This is a genomic window from Pseudomonas bubulae, from assembly GCF_037023725.1.
Lineage (GTDB): Bacteria > Pseudomonadota > Gammaproteobacteria > Pseudomonadales > Pseudomonadaceae > Aquipseudomonas > Aquipseudomonas bubulae.
Map to the genome: position 1 here is coordinate 3291140 of NZ_CP146077.1, position 16921 is coordinate 3308060.

The 16921-nt window shown below is 49.9% G+C and carries 13 protein-coding genes and 1 pseudogene; 7 read left to right on the forward strand and 7 right to left on the reverse strand.

All coding sequences use genetic code 11. From position 1 onward, the window contains the following. The first annotated feature begins 27 nt into the window (after window positions 1–27). Complete coding sequence (locus tag V6L81_RS14955) at window positions 28–891, forward strand: hypothetical protein (RefSeq protein ID WP_338661103.1); 864 nt, start codon at window positions 28–30, stop codon at window positions 889–891. Here the strand turns inward: V6L81_RS14955 and V6L81_RS14960 are convergent. Continuing rightward, the gene (locus V6L81_RS14960) at window positions 881–1843 is read right to left on the reverse strand and encodes an IS30-like element ISPpu17 family transposase (protein WP_004577240.1); all 963 of its coding nucleotides are present in this window, start codon (window positions 1841–1843) and stop codon (window positions 881–883) included. The two genes, V6L81_RS14955 and V6L81_RS14960, sit on opposite strands and share 11 nt — an antisense overlap. 846 nt (window positions 1844–2689) lie before the next feature. Between V6L81_RS14960 and V6L81_RS14965 the strand changes: the two genes are divergently transcribed. From V6L81_RS14965 to V6L81_RS14980, 4 genes are all read left to right on the forward strand, one after another. Then, complete coding sequence (locus V6L81_RS14965; protein ID WP_232527586.1) at window positions 2690–2968, forward strand: DEAD/DEAH box helicase family protein; 279 nt, start codon at window positions 2690–2692, stop codon at window positions 2966–2968. 33 nt (window positions 2969–3001) lie between these two features. Then, on the forward strand, window positions 3002–3724 hold the full coding sequence (locus tag V6L81_RS14970) for a DUF6602 domain-containing protein (RefSeq protein ID WP_198821510.1): 723 nt from the start codon (window positions 3002–3004) through the stop codon (window positions 3722–3724). A 113-nt stretch (window positions 3725–3837) separates the two neighbouring features. Next, on the forward strand, window positions 3838–5475 hold the full coding sequence (locus V6L81_RS14975) for a Shedu anti-phage system protein SduA domain-containing protein (protein WP_198821512.1): 1638 nt from the start codon (window positions 3838–3840) through the stop codon (window positions 5473–5475). A gap of 600 nt (window positions 5476–6075) precedes the next feature. After that, entirely contained in the window at window positions 6076–7713 is a 1638-nt protein-coding gene (locus tag V6L81_RS14980) for a hypothetical protein (protein WP_130871466.1), read from the forward strand. A 702-nt stretch (window positions 7714–8415) separates the two neighbouring features. Here V6L81_RS14980 and V6L81_RS14985 read toward each other — a convergent pair. The 4 genes from V6L81_RS14985 to V6L81_RS15000 form a co-directional block, all read right to left on the reverse strand. After that, window positions 8416–8784: a histone-like nucleoid-structuring protein, MvaT/MvaU family gene (locus tag V6L81_RS14985; protein ID WP_198821514.1), complete on the reverse strand. Its 369-nt coding sequence runs from the start codon at window positions 8782–8784 to the stop codon at window positions 8416–8418. Window positions 8785–8861: 77 nt separating this feature from the next. Beyond that, window positions 8862–9263 (reverse strand): hypothetical protein, encoded by a 402-nt coding sequence (locus V6L81_RS14990; protein WP_198821517.1) that lies wholly within the window; start codon window positions 9261–9263, stop codon window positions 8862–8864. Next, entirely contained in the window at window positions 9256–9759 is a 504-nt protein-coding gene (locus V6L81_RS14995; RefSeq protein WP_130871463.1) for a 3'-5' exoribonuclease, read from the reverse strand. Before V6L81_RS14995 ends, V6L81_RS14990 begins: the two co-directional genes overlap by 8 nt. 36 nt (window positions 9760–9795) lie before the next feature. Then, window positions 9796–12054: a hypothetical protein gene (locus tag V6L81_RS15000; protein WP_198821519.1), complete on the reverse strand. Its 2259-nt coding sequence runs from the start codon at window positions 12052–12054 to the stop codon at window positions 9796–9798. Between the two features lie 139 nt (window positions 12055–12193). Between V6L81_RS15000 and V6L81_RS15005 the strand changes: the two are divergent. Then, window positions 12194–12836 (forward strand): annotated as a pseudogene (locus tag V6L81_RS15005) (histidine phosphatase family protein). Window positions 12837–12895: 59 nt separating this feature from the next. On the opposite strand, the gene V6L81_RS15010 reads toward V6L81_RS15005, so the two are convergent. Then, a complete protein-coding gene (locus tag V6L81_RS15010) occupies window positions 12896–13549 on the reverse strand; it encodes a hypothetical protein (RefSeq protein ID WP_198417390.1) in 654 nt (217 codons plus the stop codon). Window positions 13550–14263: 714 nt separating this feature from the next. Here V6L81_RS15010 and V6L81_RS15015 point away from each other — a divergent pair. Next, window positions 14264–15700 (forward strand): hypothetical protein, encoded by a 1437-nt coding sequence (locus V6L81_RS15015; RefSeq protein ID WP_338660105.1) that lies wholly within the window; start codon window positions 14264–14266, stop codon window positions 15698–15700. Window positions 15701–15762: 62 nt separating this feature from the next. Here V6L81_RS15015 and V6L81_RS15020 read toward each other — a convergent pair. Next, window positions 15763–16913 (reverse strand): IS3 family transposase gene (locus V6L81_RS15020; protein WP_104502081.1). Its coding sequence is split into 2 segments (ribosomal slippage): window positions 15763–16679 and window positions 16679–16913, totalling 1152 coding nucleotides; the frame shifts between segments, so codons are not numbered across the junction. Window positions 16914–16921: the final 8 nt, after the last annotated feature.

A 16921-nucleotide genomic window follows, 5' to 3' on the forward strand; every position in this document is an offset into this window, starting at 1 on the left:
CTCTCAGAGACTACTGGTAGAAAAATCATGGGATCAATACCCCGTCCTTGCTTTGAAACGCTAAAAGAATTTGCAAAGCTAGACCCCGACAGCGTCGATGGCGAGCTCTCTGTAATTCAGGATTTTCTCAACCAATGCCCAGCTAGCAGTCTGTCTACAAAAAGCTACTTGCTGGTGAAGCAGTTCTTGATTAAGCATACCGAACCTACGCGCTATACAAACTACCGGAGCTGTATCGAACGACTCTTGCTATGGAGCATTTTGGAGGCAAAAAAATCCATAACTGATTTGAATGAAGGCGACATTCAAGAATTTATGAGTTTCTGCACATCCCCCCCGAATTCCTGGGTGGCAGATAAGTTTTGTCGGCGATTTACTCCCGGCAAACTGAAACAGGCAATAGGATTTAACCCCGCTTGGCGTCCGTTTCGCTTTGAACAACCGTTTATTGGGGGGGGTCGTAGTCGCATAGTGTACATGGCTGGTAGAGGCGCGCTTGCTATGCAGATGTCTGTAGTTGCAAGTTTTTTTATGCATCTGCACTACAGTGACCTTATAGCAATCAACCCAGCGCAAAGGTTACACGCTGCTGGCTTTTACGCTATAAGCCTTCCTGTTCACACTGGTGCGAATGTCTTCACCGACGAAGAATTTGCGGTGTTGATGTTGACGCTTAATAACCTTGCGAATAGGGACATCAAACATGAGCGTACGCTGCTCATGATTGCGTCCGTTTATTATCTTAGGTTGCAACCATCTGAGATCGATAGCCTAGGGGGAGATCTAACAATAAGTGCTATGCGCCTTATGCAGGATGGAACTTACGATTTAGTGGAGGAGAAATTTCCCAGCAATCACGCGTGGAAAATACATCCTGAATTCAACACATAAGTGCAACGCTCACCCCTGTATGCACTTCGTACGGCGTCTTCCAGCCCAAGCGCTTGCGCGGGCGTAGATTGATCCTCGCTACTGTCCGATTGACGGCTTCGACGGTCAGCTTGCTGAAGTCGCTGCCCTTGGGGAAATACTGGCGGAGCAGACCGTTGGTGTTTTCATTGGTGCCACGTTGCCAGGATGAATAGGGGTCTGCAAAAAAGACCTGGCACTGGCTCCGTAGCGCGATGCGTTCATGCCCGGCAAACTCCCTTCCGTTATCCAGCGTCAGCGTGTGAGCGGCATGGCCCTGAAGCATCAGATTGATCGCCCGCGTTACCTGCCGGCGCGTTCTGCGCTTGACCGGATAGGCGCTCAGATAGCCGCTTTTGCGATCAACCAGGGTCACCAGGTTACCGCCCAGTCCATGTACCGTATCGCCCTCCCAGTCCCCCAGGCGCTCGCGGCTTTCGACCTCGGCTGGGCGTTCACTGATTGACACGCGATTACGCAGCTGCCCGCGCCGATCGTGGCTTCCATAGCGTTTCCGGTAGCGCTTTCGGCGATGTCGCAGATAGGTATAAAGCTCACCACCGGCGCGCTGTTCGGCGGCAATGAACCGATAAATCCACTCATGGCTGACCGCCCGGCTTGGCTGCTCCTGCTTCAACCGCTGGGCGATCTGCTCCGGACTCATGCCATGCTTGAGCCACACCGGGAGATGATGGCTGAGCCATGTCGCCGGCTTGCAAAACTTGCGCGCACCCGCTCGACGAGCATCACTTTCATGGGCCGCAGAAACAGCCTTGTAGATATTCTGGGTGCTGTTGCGGCGAACCTCGCGACTGATCGTCGAGGGATGCACGCCGACCCGCTTTGCAATGCTCGCCTGGCTCTCTGCGGCGCTCAAGCCAGCCTCAATCTGGTAACGTTGTCCCTGAGTCAGCTGCCGGTAATGCGTAGTCATCTGCGCTTGAATCCTTCGGTGTGAGAGCCTGGATTCTACCGGTGGCTGGCTCTCTGCCTCTCGTTTCAAGCGTTGCGCTTATTCTATGAATTCAGGCATCCTGAGTTTGTAGATCACTATATCAATCGTTATCGTAAGAAATTTGGCCAACAATCCATTCCGTTGGAGCATGATCACACATTGTTGCTCGGAAAGATTCGTGGCAAAGATTCAATTAGCTCTGCTCATGCGAGACTGTTATTCCGGACAGTATGTCAGGCCGTCATTGATAGGCTTATCGAGAGCGGATGCGTGGTCTCGCCGGACTCAGGGTTCCGTAAAGCGAGTCTGCTCTGGTTGCGAGAAACAAGTATGCACCACAGTTCAAGGACGTTGGGGATGGATGATGTAATCAGACTTGTGCGAAAATCAAACGCCGAAACTGCCTACCAACGGTTCTTTGCGTGGCGTAGTTAGAATCCAGCAGGTCTGCCCTACGTTTCTGGGGGAAGTTTCAATCAAGCCTTTTTTAACTCATCTAAATGGTTCTTTAGTTGAGTTAGTTATAATGTTCTGCCGGTGGGCTGAATCTCTGCATCAGGCCACGTGACTTCATTGTGAGCACCTGCTCATCGCCCCCGGAAGTTCTGAAAGCCCGAACCACACTGTTAAGTTACGATGGTGCCTACCCTGCGGGGACGGCCGGCGTGAGTCGAGCCCCCTCTGTCGGCGGTGTTTCGTCCCTGCGTGCGCTCATTCGTACGTCTGCGTGCTCCGCATGCTAAGCGGCTCGCACTTGCATTGATGCGATTACGGCGTGCTACCATATCGCCACCCTCCCCTGAGTTTTCACACTAGGTAATCGCCATGGACGATCTAGTCATAACGCATTCGGATGTGTACCAGAGCTGGAAAAACCACCTCTTCAACTTCAGTCTCGACGATCCCAAAACGAATGTACCTGGGTTGCGCAAACCACAGTTGGCAGCGCTTTACGCAACCCAGGGGCATCTGGTGGTCGATCCCTCCTCCACCGCTACGGTGGTTATGCCAACAGGGACAGGGAAGACTGACACCATGCTCGGGCTGATCATCGCTGCGAGAACGGCTATTTCAAAGCTACGTTCACAGAAAACCAGCATCTGACTCAGTTTTATCTCAAAGAGCGAAATCTAGGTTATGACTCAATCATCTAACTTCCTAAAACAAAAACTGGAAGGCATACATGCCGCACTAATGCAGGCCCATGCAGACTCTACTAAATATGCTCCGAGCATTACCGGAGCCGAGAGAGAAATAATTAACCGGTCTCTTCTTTCTCTGATTTTGGCCCCTGGCTATCGCGTTGGCACTGGAACAATTTTTGATCAATACGGAAATGATTCAGGTCAGGTTGATATCGTTATTGAGCAACCATTCTCAATCAGCTTCCCGATCAGCAGCGACCAGAACCGACTATTCTTAGCTCCGTCTGTATGTGCCGCATTGGAAATCAAATCCAACCTTGCAACGCAAGGTAAGAAGGCGATGGACAAAGCAGCTTCCATCAAGGAACTGTTCAGAACTTCAGTAAAAGGTGATGACTTCCATTTTCTTGACGAAATTTCAATCCCAACATTTATTATTGGATTTAAAGGCCCTTCCACAGAGGAAGGTATTGAGAATATATATAAATCTTTTTCCAACAAATTCATTCCCAATGGGATATTAAGTATTGACGGCGCAATTTTTTATGGAAGAGCGCCCGGACAAAATGGCTTTACGATTGCCAAAGGCAAGGCCGCATCTCTTTTCGCATTTCTCCAGTGTGTTACTGCCACACTGCAGCATGCTGGCAGCAACGAATTTAAGCTAGATAAATTCCAGTCATTGATCGGGAAAACTCGAATACTGAAAAGCTAAACGCTGTTGTCTGCAGATCACTGCTCAGTTTGGCTATAGTTTTAGCACGTTAGGGCAATCACTCAAGGCTAGAAGCAACCAGCCACCTCAAGGGAAATCGTAGAAGGAATCGCATGGACATTGTAACTCTCGAAAACCAAGCCATTACTGAGTTCCTCAGCATAGTTAATCGGCAGCAAGCGTTACTTGCCCGCATAGAGGATCAAATCACCACGCAGCCGATAAAGCCCATCGAGAACAAATATAGAAGACAAGGCCAGAAGGCCAAAGATAAAAAAGCAAATCGTGGATCATCAAACAATTCACTTGAAATCCAAAGTCGCTCTGAAGGTTTACGAGAAGCACGTCTGCATGAAAAAATTGTAGAGTATCCATTTCTGCTACACACCCCTGAACTCTATGCAGGTGAATTACTGCTTGACTCAATAATTGACGAACTCGCACTCCCTAACAAACGCCGAGCTGACTTTGCCTTCATCTCAGGGCAAAACCAAGTAATAAAAATTTCGCTAGTCGAAATTAAACGCGCCTCCGACAAAGTATTCAAAGATAACGCCCAAAAAACTGAGTTTTCTAACAAAGCAAAAAAATGGATTTCACAAGTTGAAGAATGGAGAGATAGCTTTGCATCTGAAGATCGAAAAAAATCTCTACTCCTCAGCTTAAAACCTTTATTTAAAAACTACCCAGTCCCACTACTAACACTAGCGGACAATGTAGCTAGAGAAACCCAAATAGAGATAGACTACATACTAATCGCTGACAATGAAAAAGTTGACACCCCGAAACGCCAACATCTAGTTGATAGTCTCTACCTAGAAAATGATATTCTTCTAATGCCTTACCCTGAAATGATTGAACACGTTAAGAGGCACCCGCGCCCCAAACATATGATCTCAATATGGGCAACCGGAGTTCACGTAAAAACATCCTCACCGAGCCTACCGCATTTCGGAGATCTTAACGAAGATCCACTCGGCGTAAAAATGGCTGGCCTTGGGATGAATCACTTCGACACATCAAGAAGGAGGACTTGTTTTCATCCCGAGACCTTACGCGAAATATTCTACCGTTCCGCAGGCGTTTGCGAAATCCCTGGCTGCGGCGTAAAAATTGTAGCCAGCGATGGAGTCCAAGGACATCTTACGCCGATTTATAATAATTTTCCGGAGCGATCAACGCTCCCATTTGAAGCTCTTTTGTGGCGAGAGCACACTGCGCTTCTATGCGGTAACCATATAGCTGCATTTAATGAGGGTGAGATTTCTACCTTAGGGAACTGCCATTTCCTTAAGGAAAAGCTGCAGCACAAGTCCCCATATCGTGCCCACCTTGATCATGAGCTAATGGAGTTCATGACAACATTGACGAATAGAGTCGCAACCAAATTTCTAACCATCGCAAATTGTAGCAAAACAGAAAGCACTCTCTTCGCCAAAGAAATAACACAATGGATAAAATCCATCTCCTCTATACCCGTGGACATTAGACAATTCTATCAAGAAATCGTCATACACTACTTTAAGAACGGGAAACCAACAAGAGGGAAACACACAGAAAGCAAACTACTGATTTCGCTACCGTACTACTACCTAACAAAGGCCAGGTTATTGCGAAAAAACCCAGAAACGCTAGAAATAGAGCCAACCATGCTTGATGAACTTAAAAAAACTAACAATCTTAGTGATATTTACAGAGCGTTCACCTACTACAACATGTTGCACCGTAATGGACACAGCTGCCACTACTAACACTCTCAAATATTGAACGATACTTTTTCCTAAACACTCCAATAGTACAGAATGGCGGCAACCCCAAAATTTGCCTGTAGCTACTGCCACCTCCCGCTGATTGATGTACTGGGCGCCACGGTTTCGGGAGGTGCAAGGAAGCAGGGTATTGGTGGCACCCCATGACCGAGGAAGATAGCAGCCCTATCCGACAAGTCTCTGACCCAAAGCGCCGGCGCGCTCCGCTTGCACTTTCAACAGAGCATTGAATGTGAGCCTGCTCAGATGGCCCTGTATTGAGGTTCCGTGCCCTTGTTGACGGTGGGGCTGCCGGCCAGGCAGTTCCTTCTGATGAACGAGCCCTCGCGCAGATCCTCCCCAGCGGTTGCGCCCGCCCCACTCCGCACATCCGCTGCGAGCTGACATTGCCGGATACTTGCGGGGTCACCAACCAAGGGACATGAGGACTCCTAACTTAGATCCTGGCTCTACCTGCACGGCTCAACGCCCCCCTATACGACCTTGGATGACAGTCGTACACTTCAGTCGAAGCATCGAACACGTCACAAGCAATGTACGAAGAAATAAAGCCATCCACTAACTCAGCGCAATAGGTAAGAAATGCAACAGCTAGAAGACATGATCGATGAGCTTTTTGATGAAAACCCCATCCTAAAGCTGCCATTTCCATACATTTACAACCAGTTCTGCCAAATTGTTACGCATAGCCTTCTTGATACCAAGGAAGTGCCATTCAGCACCCTAATACCCTACGCCTTTATATTCAACAAAGTCACAAACTTCACTAATCACACCCTAGAATCATGCACCGACTCAATGTATGAAATTAACCAGGAAGACTTCAAACATCTTTTTGCCTGCGCCAACCTAAACATAGTATTCCCCTTTATTCGACATGAAATCTACAGCCTGACACAAGAAGGTGAAACTGAATCGTACATTGACTATTCCAGCAAGGACGCTGAAACCCACGAACTAAACGACATCATAGTTACCCAGCTATCACTACCGGTAATCCCCGCACTTGAGCGCAGCCCAAAAACTCTGGCGGAAAACATTAGATACCGGCTAATCAGGGGAGAATCGATGGATCCATTAGCTTATCGTGAATACATAGCCGCGATGTATACTAATCCGACAAACACTTTTATCGAAGCAGACATCGTCCCGGACGAGTTCTATACGCATATTGGTTTTTCGTCAGCAGAAGAATTCAAAAGAATCAGAAACGCGTTCGTGTGCGTTGGCCAAACCTACATTGACGTGTCGATCATGGTCAACATGTACCTAGCGGCAAACGAGATCTACGACAGCCCTCTAGGCAATCAGCTGTGGCAAGGCCTAGCTATGGCCAAACTCAAGAACTCCGTACTCAAAGAGTATATCCTGAATCTAACCAAGTCATCCGATGAGGATTACGAGAAATTCGCCGAATTTTTCTTTTGTAGCGCAGGCGAAAACACCGATCTACACAACAAATTTATACCTCCCTTCTGGCAAATTGAAGACGAGATCTACTTCTGCCCTGCCATAGTCCCAACTCTCCTGGGCGCCCGAAACCTTCTTATCTCCATTCAAAACAACAAAATCAAAAAAAAGAAATACAAATATGACAATATGATTTCCAATCTATTTGAGCCTGCACTGCTAAGAAGAGCAAAAAGTCACTTTGAAGCGCACGGCTTCGAAACAGCTTTTGAGAAGGATTTCGAAGGTGGAGAAATTGACCTCCTAGCGTACTGCAAGAAATCTCACTCCATCATCACAATCCAAGCAAAAGCGACACTTTATGCCGAATCTGCCCGTATGGCCATAAGGCTGGGCGACAGAGTATTGGAAGGTATTGATCAAACAATTCGCTTCGACATGCTAGATAAAAACTCGAAGGAAGCACTTTACAAAAAAGCATTCCCTGAAATCAAAAATACAGAAGAGGTTAATCACCTCCGCGCTATTCTCACCAACTCCGGATTTGGAACCACTTTTAGCTGGGAGAAACTGGAAGAACATAACATCACCCCAATAAACTGCAATATTCTCAGAAACATTCTCCCGCACTGCGAATCTCTACCTGACCTCCCCCAGAAGGTAAGCCAGTTCATTCAAAGGGCCAAGGCTGAAATTGAGTTTGATGAAACCACAAAGGTATTCGACCTGCCTGGACACACCATCTACCAAAGACATGTTGAGCCGTTAGGAATGAAAAAACTGTTCGATGCTCAGTATTGGGGAGAATAGTTAGAAACGACATCATCTAGGCCTTATACAGAGGCCTCGAGATCGCTCCGGGTAAGTGCTCAGTGCCGACAGCGGTGCGGAGAGACCACTGGCCAATGCGGGCATTAGCGCCATAGTGGCGGCATATAGGCCTACACAAAGCGCAGCGTGCTCCGGAAAATGCCTCTTCACCAAGGGTACATTCAGCACGTTTGCTGTGGCGATGCCCATAGCGATAAGCAACGGGCCGGTGTAGGTGCCACTGGAGCGAATGACACAGCCGATGGCTATCAGGCACAGAGCTCCGAACAATGCTTGTTCCAATCCAAATCGTCGAGTCAGCCGGGGAGCCAGTGGTGACGCGGACGCGAACATGAGCAAAGGCAGGGTGTTCAGGAAACCCGCCGCCGCAGGCTTAGGGAGAAATACTGCTGAACCTGATAAAGAACTGGCCCGAGAGATGTCATCGGCACACGCAGGTTGGCCGCAATTAGCAAAATGTCAATGAGAAAGGAAGAAACAAAAAGAGAATTCTCAGCGCGAACCGCTGAAGATGAGCCTGTCATGAGCACCACGCACAGCTGTGCATAGGAACGTTGCCAGTCTCTACGACTATCTCGACCGCCGACCTAAAGCTCTTTCCCAAATCATGCACTGCTGATCGAAGTATTTCCCCCCTAAAGAAGGGCCCCGCAGGGCCCTCTATTTGCGCTCTACAGATTTTTACTGGGCCAGCCAGCTCTCGACTGTGTCGGAACCGTGCTCGGCTTTCCATTCCTTCAGCACTTTGTGATTGCCACCCTTGGTCTCAACCACTTCACCCGAATGAGGGTTCTTGTAAACTTTAACCGCGCGAGCCTTGCGGGTGCCCTTGGTTTCAGCGGCTGCAGGAGCGCGGCGGCTAGAAGACTGCGGGTCGAGAATCGCGACGATGTTGCGCAAGCTATAGCCATACTCACCCAAGAGATCACGGAGCTTCTTTTCAAACTCGATCTCACGCTTCAGACCATCATCGTTTTTCAGTGTTTCAAGCTCTGCCAATTGGGCAGCAAGCTGTTGTTCAAGCGCGCGGAATTCAGCGCGACGGGACATGTAACACCTCAGATATTTAGTGTTGCCAGTATAGTCAGTACTATCCAAAGTAGACAATCGAAGGTGCCCTCCGACGCCTAGCGCTGACGCTCACGCCTTGCAGACATGTGAGCATCCAAGTGCTTCATTTCAGCCTGCCATTGAGTCAGAAATTTGTCCCAGTCATGGCCGTACGGGCCATCGACCAAGCGCGTCGAGCCGATGCTCGCTTGTAGAAAACGCTCACGCCACGGCTGTGGAATACTGGCCTCGTCAACGATGTTGATACCGGAACTGTGGCGCTCAATCAGGACTGCTTTGCGGACAGCATCAATATCGAGATGTGGATGACGCTGGTTTAAGTCGACGCGCTCTTGGTCTTCAATGTCGTCAAGCACATTCAAAATAGCGACAGCTTGTGGGTTGCCCGGCACCAGGTGCGAAAGTGTCCAGAGGGCTTTGCGCCTGACAGACTCACGCGTACGAAGATCTTCAGCCATGTTCAATGCCTCGATTGGAACCGGCAGTCAGTCGACGATAAAGGTCGGCTAAGAGGCGAGCATCCAGCAGCGCGTGATGCGGAAGTTCCGGGAGCGTCACGTCGCCGATATCATCCGCTTCGAGATGCCTGAATAGCAGGATCAGGTTGGTTGGACTATTGGCAACGTTAGCAGGCCAACGATGATTTACGTAGGCCAATTGGCAGAAGAGATCCCAGTCCCAATCCGGCGCGTCCGAGCAAATCTCGAGCGGGCCTTCAAGGTTACTCAAGAAAGCGAGCAGTGAGGTTTGAGCTTCGACCAAGGGTTGCCCATGTTCAGGCAGATTAAGCTGTGGCAGGACATTTTGAATCACGAAGTCGCTGCAGTCCTGAGTGACGTACGTGTCTGTGAGCTCGACGTAGTATTCGTGCCCGGCTTCGGACACGAGTGCCAGCGAAATCAACTTCGTGTCTCGGTTGAGCCGAGTGAACTCACAGTCCAAAAATAGCTTCATCCTCTCCTCCGTAGCCCTTACCCTTTTTCACCTAGTTTAGAGATCTACATCGTCAAAGATGTTACGTCCTCCCCCCGTTGCAGAGGGCCGAATCAAATCGCTCCGTCCGACTGCTGGTTCCTCATACCGCTCTTGCGAGACCTCACTCACCCAATCGTCAACTCGACGCCGTTGGGTATCGACCACATCCTCGATACCTGGCCATCCCGGAAAGGCCGCGTAAATACCCTCTAGCTCATCAATAAAATCAGAAAAGTGGTTATCAGGATCGTTTTCGTAGCAATACGATTCCTGCAGGGACTTGCGAACCCTGTCCAGGTCAGGCAGCACATGTTTCTGTACATCGCTGTAGAAGTCTTCACGCTCGTGGCTAGTGAAGAACTCATGCATCTCGTTATCGTAGATGTGCCCGAGCTCATCATGATCAAAGACAAAGTCCCGAATTTTGGTGGAAATCGCTTCTCTCGCTGACTCAGGTAAAAGCCCTTGCCGTAGCAGACGGAGAGCTAGATCAGACGACCTCGTGAACAGGTTTATCGCGAAGTCACGAACCAAGCTGGAATGCAGCTTTCCATCTACTCTCGAGTAGATGCATAGGAACGCGTCATTTGTCCTGCGTTGCAGGAAAGAATACAGCCTCCCCCGCCTCACGCGCTCCATCTCGCCTTCGCATGCAACGTATTCACAGCACCGATTCGCGATTGCTGCGAACATGCTTGAAGGCAGAATCGTAGCGTTTTGAACCCCTGCGTTGCCGCATGTCACCAGTTCCATCAACCGCTCAATCGGTGTTCCATCCACAAAAATCTGCAGATGTTCAGGACTCTGGGCGAGTATCAACGCAAAAGCATCCCCAATCGTAGGATGCTTATATCGCCAGAAACGTCCATCAGCCGTATCTGCCATCTGAAGAAAACTACCCCGAAGGCTCTCCAGTGCTCGGATACACCCGGCCTGGCTACCGCCCAGCCTTTCAATTGTCTGCATCTCGCCGCTAGACAGACTCACCGGACTTTCGATTGCTCCATGCTTCATGTAGAGAAGAGCAAGTGCGGCCTGGCTCTCGTCATCCATGCCCTGCATCGTCTCGACGAGCCATCGCTCCTGCTTCGCGACAAACTCGTCGATATTTTTCTGGTCAATCTTTAGCGCTTTGGTGAATTCAACACTTCCCAAGCGCCGAGCAGTCTCGGGAGCGAATCGACTGTGAGCTGCCACTGCAGGAAGAAACTCCTTCAAGATCGTCCGAACCCGCTGTGGTTGGTTTCCAAGCTTCACATGGTTGTAGAGGATTTCTGACTTTTCCTGGGAGGTTAGCTCTTTCACGTCGATGACAACCTGACTCTCTTCCATCAGAGGAAATGCTGTTTTCTTGAGGTCACGCCGTGCGCTGTTGTAAATGTAGTCACGGCTGGTCAGAACTATCCGATGCCCACCTCGGATCATGGTCGTGAGTGCAGGAAGAATTCGGTTCCACTCCATCACCAAGTCTGCTTCGTACTGCATCGCCCCGAAGGCGTCATCAACCCATACGAACTGCGATGCTTCTTCAGTATTCCAGTGATCTCTAATCTGCTCAGGCCTCTCCAGCTTCAATACTAGGCTTCCCCATTTATCCATCGCACACATGGCCATGAGTGAGGCAATCGTTGTCTTACCTGCTGCGGGCTCTCCAACCAACAGAACAAACCCATGCTGCTGAAGGGCTTGAAGCGCTTTGCGATAGGTGCCCGTCACCACGAGCTTTGAAAGGTCGGGAAGCTCCGTCAGCAACGCCTTCGTCTGCTTGTACCGTCTCTCATCCAAGATCTGGCTAAGGTCGCCAAGGCCGTAGAGTCGGGGCACATTCATGCGCAGATCACTGTTCAGCTGGATCTTCTCGCAGATCCAGGTCGAGCCCAGCAAAAGCACGTGCTTGGCCCCAGCATCCTCAAACGCCAACCGTATTTTGAGATTGCTATCCCCTGTCCAGCCTGCGTTTGTCATCAGGACATAGACATCACACTTTCCTTTCGCGACGAGTCTGCGCACCTTTTCAAGCTCACCATTCACATCAGATAAAGTGAGATTGTGATCACGGCGCGATGTGAACTTGCACTGGATGACGAATTCGCCTGCATACACTTCGTTTGGCTGAGGAGACCACGCTCCCTTGAACCCACCATCGCGGCCTCCGTCATTTCCTTCAAGGAACGTCTCGACTGTTTGGCCCAAAACTGTTGAGGCTACCGCCATGCACAGTTGCTGAAAACTATGCCAACCTAAGAGATGAAGGTCGTATTTTGGGGGCGTCATGGGCATTCGATCCTTGCAGCAAAATCTAGAGGTAGGACAGAGAACCATCATAGCGGAACTGCAATAACACCGGGGCTGTTGTGGCAGAAACCGCAATTACCTGGTTTCAGGAGGGTAGAATTGTGAGGATAATTGACATATGAAACATATCCGGCTGATTCTCCATGGCGAGAGCGCCGCGAACGCGGGCGAAGCCAGTACGGATCATGCGAAAATTCCTCTTACAGCGAGGGGTGTAAACAGGCGTACTTGGTGGCCAACTCCTTCACCGGTTCTCCCGGTCTGATCGTTGCCTCTTCCTTCTCTCGAACTCAGGCAACAGCTATGGCTACCGTAGAGAATTTCCCGGACGTCCCGTATGAGATCTGGCGCATTCATGAATTCACATACCTTGAGCCAACACAGTGTGTGAACACGACCGATGCCGAGAGGCGAAGGTGAGTGTCTAGATCGGATCCTGCGTTCGTGGACGGTTCCGGTGCGGAGTGTTTCCTAGGTTCGTAGCCAGGGTTCAGGCTTTCTTGGGTAGGCTTTCGGATCATCCTGCACAAAACATCGCAGTATTTTCACATGGGCAGGTCATCAATGCGGTGGCTTGGCTGATTGAGCGTAAACCGCAGCAGATAAATGACCGAGCTCTGGCTGATTGTCGTGAGTTCGAAATCCTGAGCCACGCCCCCAACTGTGGCGGTTACGCGATGACTAAGCCGGCTGAAGACCCCCATTGGAGAGCGAGCATCTCAATGCCTGAAGAACGAGGCGAAACGCGCCCAGAGCGGTGATGCCAACCTCGTTGCAAACCGATTGGCATTAATGTACTGAGCAGCGGCTTCGCCAGCTTCTACAAGATGGTACTCAATACCTCTCCTAGGCTCTCGCCCTTGCTGCTCTCAAAAATACCGGCCTCACCGAACAGCACCTGGATATTGGCCTCGGCGAAGAACTCGGCTGTTGTGAAGTCGGATGCAGTGCTCGCCGGCAGTACCAGGATCAGCTTGGTATCAGCAGTCCCGAAGCAATGCCGATAACATGCGAGCTGACCATACGCGGTGTAAAGCTGTGGCGATATGGAGGCGCTGATCTTGACCTCAAAGATTACCCTGGCCCTGTCTGTAGCCCTGTCTACCAATGCCAAGTCGACACGATGCTTACCAACCCGTAGCTCGGAATGGCCATCAACAAGCTCGTCCAGCTTGCGATGGAGGGCATTGCAGAGCGGGCCATGGAGATACTGGTACTCGCAGGAATCGCTGCTTGGAGTATAGGACTTGCGGCCCTCGAACTCTTCCTGCTCTCGCCATTTAGCACCCGATTCATCTTCGCCATCGAGAACTACACCTGAGTGCTCGGCATCATCCTCTAGCTTCGCCTTTCTCTGATCCTTGAGCTCTTTCACCTTGAATAGGAACTCTGCGATGTCATTCGCAATGCTGGGGGCGTTTGTTGAGTAAACAGCAATCACATCTGCTGATCGCCCGTCATCGTCAACCAACATCAGCCAATCCTGAAAGTGCTCAAGCGCGTCTGCACGAGGTACCCGGGTTCGCTGACTTTATTGCTGCGCTCAGTGTGACCACCACGCCAAGCGCAGACGGCAAACTCCGCCAGTCGCAAACGAGGTAAGCTTATGGGCGACCTCTCCCAGTCAGGGCCACCCAGTGTGCTGGTCAAATCCGATGCAAACGACTGGTCAAGTCAAATGCAAATGAGTGGGCAAGTTGAATGCAAATGGCTGGTCAGGAGGAGTGCAATTACCCACCTGTCACAGTTTCGTAGGGATTGGTGCTCCGGCTCATCCATGAGCCCCTCTAGAAAAGTGTGAAAACGTGCATGCCTAGCGACTGCTATAGCAGGAACAACAGACGACGCGACGGGCTCGGCGACATGCACTGAGATCTAAAATCTGCTTAGCGATGAACGCTGTCACTCGTCGGTTTGCGCCTAGATCAAATAGCCGTCGTCTTATGCCTTCAACGACATGGAGGATGTCCGACTATTAAGCGATAAGAGACACTGATAGCCACTTGCTTCTAGGGGGTGATGACGTCATCATTTCGCCATCATTTAGGCCATTTGAACTCGGCCCTGTCTTACTGACAAAACGCCCTGAGTCGGACTTTTCTAGTTTGCGCCTTTGGTTGATGAGCACGCTGACCTCGGTATGCTCGTGGAATGTCAGTAGTCCCTAAAAATAGATATGGATATTTTGATGTCGTTTTTGAAGAGCATCACTGGGGGGATCAAGGCACTGTTTTCTAGCCAGGAATACGAGGGCAGTGAACCACTTCTACCGAAAATTGATCCTGAAAAGCTCAAAAAAGAGCTCCGGATTTTAGAGATCGCTCAAGCCCATGGAGCCGCAGGCATTCCTGCCTTCAACGACACTCAGTTGACGGATGTGGAGCACCAAATTCGAGGCACCCTCGGAAAAAAACGTGAGACCACGGTTAAGTACGGTCAGCAAGTTATCCAGCAAATTCAGCAGCGAATGGACTCCATCGACATTACTGCACAAAAAAATCAAACCTTAAATCAGGGTAAAGAGTTTGAGCATATCGCTAACCAGATACTCTCAGCACAAGATGGACGCTTGGCAGAGGCTGAACGAGAAGCCAAGTCAAAAAAAAATCTACTAGACGCGTTTCGTATCCAGAATAGACTGCCAGATATTGAGGCCGAAAGGATCAGTTCGGATGGAAAGTTACTTAAAATCGCTGTGTTGGCTACATGTTGTGTTGTGGAAGGATTCGTAAATGCCAATTTTTTTGCATCTGGAATGGCAGGAGGCTTAGTAGGCGGGTTCCTTTTAGCCTTCACACTTTCATTTGCAAATATCATAGTTTGTTTTGTTGCTGGTCAACTTTATACAAATAAGAACCATGTAAAAGTTGGTCGTATCCTCTACGGTTACCTTTCAGGATTGATTGGACTTTTCTTTACTATCGGACTTGGTATTTTCGTGGCCTACTGCCGGTACGCTTTACCCCTTATGGAGGACGAAGCGCAGAGTCCACTCGCGCTTATTCTGCAAAGCATTCAGTCCCACGTCATTCCATTTCAGGATTTTGAATCCTGCGCCCTATTTGCAGTAACCATCATTTGCGGGGTTTTCGCGATATATGAGGGTTATTTCTATACCGATTGTTACCCAGGTTATGCCAAGGTCTTTTCCGCATACGCTAAGTCACAACGGAGGTATACAGCTCTGGTCGCAAATCTTCGAAAAAGCCTAGAAAATCAAAAGACTCAAACCCTGCAGATCATTGATGAGAGCGTAAAAAAAGCTGAGGCTGACGTTAAGGCATTAAAATTCAACATGGGGCAGAAGTCGATCATCAAGAAAAGAGTGACCGAGACATTAGTGATGGCGGACGAGACTTTGAAGGCGCTTACCCAATATTATCGATACGAGAATCGTTTGAAGCGTCCACAAAACTCCCCTAGACCTAACTACTTCGATCAACCTATTGAGTTTCCAGATTTGGAGATGCCTGACTTCACAATAGATCGCGACGAGGCTCGATTGACTACGCAGGAAAGGCTTTTGAGCGAAATGATTGAAAACATCGAGCCCATTCGCGGGCAGATCCTATCTTCATTCAATTCCAAGTTTGACCAACTGCAACCTCTGCAAAGCTCGATTTAAGGATCGCCATGTCGCTTTACGAAGAAGATCGGAGTATGGGGAAATGAATCGCCCCGGGTTTTCTAGACACTCTCAAGGCTCGCTGCGTAACGCTTTTCAAACTCTACCGGTGACAGCTGATTGTTGAAACTGTGGCGTCGTTTTGGGTTGTAAAACATCTCGATGTAATCGAACACATCATCTCGAGCATCCTGGCGTGTAGTGTAGATTTTACGCTTGATCCGTTCCCGCTTCAGCAACTGGAAAAAGCTCTCCGCCACAGCGTTGTCGTGGCAATTACCTCGACGACTCATGCTGGCTACCAGGTTGTTAGCTTTCAAGAAGCTTCGCCAGTCTGAGCTGCTGTACTGACTGCCTTGATCCGAGTGGATCATCACCTCTTGCTTCGGCTTACGTCTCCAAACCGCCATCAGCAGTGCATCAATGGCTACGTCGCTGGTCATCTGCGACTTCATTGACCAACCAATGATCTGGCGTGAAAACAGATCGAGCACCACGGCCAAATACAGCCAGCCTTCATATGTTCGGATGTAGGTAATGTCTGTGACCCAAACTTTGTTGGGTTCTCTGACATCGAATTGGCGCTTCAGTAAGTTCGGTGAGGCAACGGCTGGCTTACCACCGTATTTTCCAGGCCTCCGTCGATACCCAGTCTGAGAACGTAAACCTTCAAGGCGCATCAACCTAGCCACCCGGTGACGGCCACAGCTCTCACCAACCTCTCGCAGGTCATCATGGATCTTTCGATAGCCATAAACGCCACCGCTTTCCAGCCAGGAGTGTTTGATCAATCCAAGCAGTCGCTGATCGTCCTTGGCTCGCGCAGATTTTGGTTCTGACAGCCACGCGTAGTAGCCGCTGGGATGAACCTTGAGCGTCAGGCAAAGCCGTCGAATCGCGTAATGACCCGCTTGCTGCTTAATAAAGGCGTACTTCAGCCGCACTCCTTGGCAAAGTACGCGGCGGCCTTTTTTAAGATGTCTCGCTCCTCCGTCACCCGTTTCAGCTCGGCACGTAGACGACGAACCTCAGCGCTCTGATCATCCTCCTCAACGCGCTGTTCCTGGGGCTTGGTGTAGCGCTTAACCCAGGCATAGAGGCTGTGCACAGACACACCCAATCGTGCAGCCACCTCCGAGACAGGAAGCTGCTTTTCGGTCACTTGCTTGACCGCCTGGATTTTGAATTCTTCGGGATAACGCTGGTTGCTCATGGCACCTC